This is a genomic window from Curtobacterium sp. MCBA15_013 (genome assembly GCF_001865095.1).
Lineage (GTDB): Bacteria > Actinomycetota > Actinomycetes > Actinomycetales > Microbacteriaceae > Curtobacterium.
The window spans coordinates 1-650 of the sequence record NZ_MJGQ01000042.1; the positions used below are offsets into that span (position 1 = coordinate 1).

At 76.6% G+C, this 650-nt stretch carries 1 protein-coding gene; it reads left to right on the forward strand.

The window, feature by feature from the left end; all coding sequences use genetic code 11:
* Window positions 1–301 (forward strand): LPXTG cell wall anchor domain-containing protein (locus tag BIV01_RS19420; RefSeq protein WP_175473732.1); only part of this gene is annotated, 301 nt, incomplete at its 5' end.
* Window positions 302–650 lie beyond the last annotated feature (349 nt).

The following is a 650-nucleotide window of genomic DNA, read 5'->3' on the forward strand; positions in this document are numbered from 1 at the left end:
CGGCACCGACCCCGGCGACGGGAACGGCGCTGGCGACGGCACCACGCCCGTCTCGGTGACCACCCCGGCCACCGGGGCCGGCGCGGCCGTGGCGACCAGCGCCTCCCGGCCCGCGACGGTCGTCGCGACGACCGCCGGTGCCTCGACGGTCGTCCAGGCCGCCGTCCGCACGGTGGCTGCGTCGAGCAGCCAGCCGGCCCTCGCCTACACGGGAGCGTCCTCGCCGGTCGTCCCTGCCGGCATCGCCCTGCTGCTGCTCCTCGCCGGAGCGGGGACGCTGGTGCTGCGCAAGCGGCACTGACGTCCGACGGGCTCGAGGGGCACCGCGCCGCGGTGCCCCTCGTACCCGTGCCCGCCGTCCGCCGGACCTGTGTCCGCCGTCCGCCTTCCGCTGGATGAACGCCGAAGGCTCTCTGGGAGCCGACCATGGCGAACCTGTGCGGAGCAGAAGCGCCTCCGAGGCCGCCCGGCAGCGGGGCAGCGCCACGATGAGAGCGTGCTCCACGACCTCCTGCGCATCCCCATCACGGGCTCGACCGTCCTCGTACCGGTCGACGTGCTCGCCGCCGTCCTCGTCGTGTGGGCGCTCCTCGCCCGGCCGCGGTCGCTCGGCCGCGTCCTCGTCCGGATCGCCGCCCTCGGCGTCGGTG